Source organism: Actinomycetota bacterium, assembly GCA_014360645.1.
In the GTDB taxonomy this organism is placed as follows: Bacteria; Actinomycetota; Geothermincolia; order Geothermincolales; family RBG-13-55-18; genus Solincola_B.
The window spans coordinates 1-4,860 of sequence record JACIXD010000025.1; the positions used below are offsets into that span (position 1 = coordinate 1).

The 4,860-nt window shown below is 57.5% G+C and carries 5 protein-coding genes; 1 reads left to right on the forward strand and 4 read right to left on the reverse strand.

Going from position 1 to position 4,860, the window contains the following annotated elements; translation table 11 throughout:
• The 3 genes from H5T74_14505 to H5T74_14515 form a co-directional block, all read right to left on the reverse strand.
• On the reverse strand, positions 1-245 hold a 245-nt coding region (locus H5T74_14505; protein MBC7231586.1), incomplete at its 3' end, for a hypothetical protein.
• Between the two features lie 148 nt (positions 246-393).
• Complete coding sequence (locus H5T74_14510) at positions 394-1,260, reverse strand: DUF1670 domain-containing protein (protein MBC7231587.1); 867 nt, start codon at positions 1,258-1,260, stop codon at positions 394-396.
• Positions 1,257-2,093 carry a DUF1670 domain-containing protein gene (locus H5T74_14515; GenBank protein ID MBC7231588.1) on the reverse strand — a complete coding sequence of 279 codons (837 nt, stop codon included), beginning with the start codon at positions 2,091-2,093 and terminating at the stop codon, positions 1,257-1,259. The genes H5T74_14510 and H5T74_14515 overlap by 4 nt, the downstream gene beginning before the upstream one ends.
• Positions 2,094-2,662: 569 nt before the next feature.
• Between H5T74_14515 and H5T74_14520 the strand changes: the two genes are divergently transcribed.
• Positions 2,663-4,516 carry a hypothetical protein gene (locus H5T74_14520; protein MBC7231589.1) on the forward strand — a complete coding sequence of 618 codons (1,854 nt, stop codon included), beginning with the start codon at positions 2,663-2,665 and terminating at the stop codon, positions 4,514-4,516.
• A 25-nt stretch (positions 4,517-4,541) separates the two neighbouring features.
• On the opposite strand, the gene H5T74_14525 is transcribed toward H5T74_14520, so the two are convergent.
• The coding region (locus H5T74_14525; protein MBC7231590.1) for a DUF1670 domain-containing protein at positions 4,542-4,860 on the reverse strand (319 nt) is incomplete at its 5' end.

Consider the following 4,860-nt stretch of genomic DNA (forward strand, 5'->3'; position numbering starts at 1 on the left):
AGCTCCTCGAAGGAGGCGCAGAGGGCGAGGTCGGGGTAGGCCTCCCTGGTGGAGACCAGGACCTCGGGGTCGGGGTCGCAGGCGGCCTTGAGCACGCCCATCTCGCACAGGTTGCGCAGGATGTTTTTGCCCCAGTAGCCGAGGCCGGCGAGACCCAAGCGTTTCGGCTCGGTTGATGCTGCCCTCTGTTCGCTCGACATCGCCTGGTTATCCTCCTGGATTATCTTGGCTACCCATCTGCTCATTTATTGTCAATTATCGTCATTTATCGTCAAGGGGGTCACGCGTAACATTATCGCTGTGTCCATATTGAGATGTAAATAGAAGAAGGCGCAACTATGGGGCCACACAACGATGGGGTCACATCTATAGCTGTGTCATATGACATCCATCCTATCGGGTATGCTGGGTCCGCTGGGCGTTGGTCGTTGCGGACCTTGAGTCAATGGGAAGTTTGGCGCCCACCTCCTTTTGGTAAGGGCTTGATTCCGAGAGCCCGAGCTCGGTAACGAGCTGGGCATACTGGCGGACCAGACCCTCGGACATCTGGGTGGTGAAGCATATCTCGCCCAGGCTCATGCCGTGCTTGAGCATGGCGTAGGCCACCCGCTCCAGGTCCAGCAGGTAGCGGTCCACGCTGGCCGGGCTGTGGTGGGTCTCCCGGGCGATCTCCGGGGTCTGCTTGCCCTCCAGCACGGCCTTGCGGCAGATGGCCGCCTTGTGGGTAAGCGAGGGCCCGAGGTCGTGCACGGTGCCCCGGCGCGGCAGCACCGCCCCGTGCTCGCGCTCCCACTCGCCTATGAGGTCGGAGAGGTAGCCGGGGCTCAGCCCCATGAGCAGGGCCAGGTCGGCCAGGGAGAGCACCCCGCCCTGGGCCCGGGCCTCCTCGAGCAGGCGGGCGGCCACGCGCTTGGCGCGCTCCCGGGGGCCTTCCGCCCCCCGGCGCCTCTCCTCCACGTCCTCGGGGGTGATGAGGGAGAGCAGCACCGGGACCAGCCTGGTATCGGCCATCCTCTTGTGGCGGAAGGGCGGGTCTTGGGCGTCCACGGCATACCACAGGAGCTGCCCCGCCCCCACGCGGTCGCGGGTGAGGTGGTGGCTCTCCACCAGTCCCAGGAGCTCATCGATGAACAGCGCCACCACCTTCTCTCCCCCCAGGCGGGGGAACTCCTCCCGGATGAAGCGGCGCAGGGCGGCCCGGAAGCTCTTCTCCGCCGCGGGGGCTGAGGTGCGCTCGCTGCTCTTTGCCTCTGTCCTCATCTTTTCCCGCCCCCTTTTTTGGCCCGGCGGGCCGCAAGCTCCACCACCTCCGCGCCGAGGCGGGAGATGATCTCCTGGAGGCGCTCGGAGTGCTCCGGGTCGTCGTAGCGGGCCAGCAGCTCCTGGTAGTCCCGCACCAGGGCGGGGGAGATCTGGGCCACGAAGGCTATCTCGGCCGCGCTCATGCCCCGCCTGGTCATGGCGGCCACGGCGGCGAAGGTGGTGACGTAGTTGCGGATGGCCGCCTGAGAGTGGTGGATTCTCTCCGCTATCTGGGAGTAGCTTTTGCGCTCCAGGTAGAGCCGCACCGCCTCCACGCGGTGGGAGAGCGCCCGGCCGATGTCCTTCTGCTGCGAGCGCAGGGGCACCACGACCCCGGCCTCCCTCAAGGCGGCCAGGTCCCGGCTTACGGTGCGCCGGCCGCAGTTGAAGATGCGGTAGGCGAAGTCCTCCACCGTGAGCAGGGCCCCCTGCTCCAGGGCCTCCCTGGCCATGCGCACCAGCTGCTTTCTGCGCAGGGCCTCCACCCCCTCGCGCTGGCGCAGGAGGTCGTCCTCCTCCCCGGCGTTAAGGGTGAGCACCACGGGGAGGAAGGAGCAGTCCCGCAGGGGCTTGGAGGCCGGCTCCTTGGCCGAGATGGCCAGGACCACCATCTGGCCGGGGGAGACGTCCTCTATGCTGTGGGGGAAGAAGACCTCCTTCACCGTCTCCAGCACCGCCTCCGCCTCGAAGTTGGAGCAGCCCAGGCCCTCGCGTATCCTCTCCTTGAAGGTCTCTTCCAGGGTCTTCGCCGAAAGGCGCCTCTTGAGCTCGAACTCCTCTTTCCTGATCATCGCTAAGGCCCCCTTTCAAAGGTACCGTTTATTACCTACCCACCTACCTATTTACCCTTGATTGAGGAGCCATATGACATTATCTTCGATCTTCTATGCTTGCACTGCTAGCTGATGCGGAAGGGGTCACATCTTCGAATTTCGATGCCGGTAACTTACGCCACCCGATGGGGCTGTATCTTAGATGCATCGGTAAAACCTCTGAGCCGGATTGTTGATCGCCACTGCTTATCAACGGGATCAAAGCTTCACCCTCAACGAAGATGCGGCTTCGATCTTCAGCACACTTGGACAGAAGTACGTTGTTGTCATACCTCTCTGCTATATTCCTTTGCCGAGGACATCTATTGGGGCCAAAAAGTTGAACAGGCAAGGCGAATGTGATATTTTGCTCGTAAGCTTTGCAAGCTGCACGGAAAAGAGGTTGTTGGGGCTATATCGGGAACCATGCGAATCAGGGAAAGACATCCCATATCCGATCATATCCGGCGGGAAAGCGCACGGATCAGCCAGATTCGATCCCAAGTTTCGAATATCGTATCCGGAGAACAACCAGGAGACGGTAAGCGATGTCCGTAGAATCGTCTTCTAGCGACACATCATGCCACCGGGTTATCGACCTCTCATCCGAAAGCCTAGGGCAGAGATTCGTTGAGATCACTGAGAGACAAAGGATGAGGTACCGTATCAGGAGAAACCTGGACATCGAGGTCGTGAACATGTCTTTGTGTAAATACAACTTCGAGTTCGATCTATGGTTTCCCGGGGAGTTCTTCATAAAGGCGATCGCCAAATATTCAAGAAAGGATCTCTCGCCCACCGAGAGGGAGGCCATTGCGTATATAACCGGCAAGAACTCGGGCCCCTTTTCGATCATCGTCCCCGTCTTCATCACGGATATGGCGAACCCGACCTCGGACTTCACGGTCACGGATTCGGACGGCAGACATCTCAACGTACCCAACAGGTTCGAGACGTCAACCATCTGGGGGCTTCTTCTGAACATCACCTTTCGCGGCACATGCGGCTATATCTTGGGGCAGGATAAGACCGGGCATCAAGACTTAGATGTCACTTCCGCTCGCCGAGTATTGCACCCTCTGGATCGCTTGCAGGATAAGACCGGGCATCAAGACTTAGATGTCACCCTTGGTTCCCTTCGCGATTACCTCGACGACGAGGAGACCGCTGTATCTCTTATCAAGGTCTTCTCCTCACTTGCCTGGATCGCGGCGGCTGATACGAGCAGAAGATTTCAGAGCTTCGATGTGTCTCCTTACGCTGGTCGTTTCGAATGTTTTAAGGGTATTAAGAACCCCTCTTCCCTGTTCTACCTGGGGCTCCCGCTTGATTGCTGCACGGAAGAACAGGCTGCCGCGCGCCTGCTGTGTTGGGCTTTGCGGGAAGTGTCCGTGGCGGAAAAGGACTCCCTGCGTGACCTCCCTGAGAGCGGTTGGGACAACATCGAGATATTCAACAAGATCAAAGAGATGGTTCAAATGCAGCAGGAGATCGAGATCCAGACCTATAAAAACAGGGACACCCTGAGATCGATACTGGACAACGAAAGATATGAAACGGTGTTTGAGCAGACCTGTCCCGTCACCAATCCCCTGCTATATATCCGAGCATATGTCAAGCGATATCTTTATGCCGTCAGAACAGGCGCTGTCGAGGCTGGGCCTCGTACCTCCCTGGATCTTCTCGACGAATACATTGACCATTCGCTCGCTTATCTGAAGGTCGTCCACAAACTTGTCATGGTTATCATTGGCCTCGCGGCTAAGGATGATTATGGGAGCAGGGAAAGGGCAAGGCGAGGCCTGAACCTAATCAACCATCTCTGTATTGCGTGCAACACATGGAAGGTTTTCGCCTTTGTGGAGATTATGCCCGAGGAAAGAAAGAAGATAAAGCTGACCACATATGTCCACACACATGAAAACTCCCAATACAGGGAAAGGGACGAGATCATCGATCAGCATATCAAGAACCGCATATATATCAGCAAGGATATTCAGGAGAAACAAGGTCCATTGTGGTGGCGCGGTTTTTACCTCAAGACCAGATGCCTTTTCATTGCCTTCTTCGCCTTCCTGCAAATGATCAGGTGGATATACCATTATTTGATATCGTTCCGCATGGAACCGAAGAGGCGCAGCGGGTTCCTGTATGGAGCTCGAAGGGCCTCATACGGTTATCGCTTCAGCGGCGTCAACTGCATAAGCATTCCGTATTTCTTTGCCGATGATTGTCAGACGCAACACCTTTCATTGTGTCTGCATGGCAGCGACACCGAGATCCAGCCCTCTTCCACATACGTACAAACGGGAGAGCGGATATGCGGCATGAGGAATTTTTTGAAGGCGCCGGCGAGTTTTTATTCCATTTTGTCAAGCTGGAGTTCGACAGTTGTGATCTAAATTTACTATTAGGACATTTGTCCTCCTACCTTTGTCTGTCCTTGGCAGCAAAAAGTTCGGGGTGATACTGCCGAAGGATTTTAACATATTGTCCCACGATGACTTTTCCTCTCCCTATGAGTCCGGGGATGTCTGAGGGAGCGTTCCCTCTGCGTATGAGCAGTTTGACCCTCTCGTAATCGCTGAGGTAACGGTCGACAGCGTCCAGGGAATGACCGGTGCGCCTGGCGATATCGGGGGGCTGCATCCCCTCCTCGTAGAGGCTTACGATGATGCCTTTGTGGGTGGGGTGAGAGCCCTTGTCCTTGACGAAACCCGCCAGCGGAAGGGCCTCGCGGTTCTCT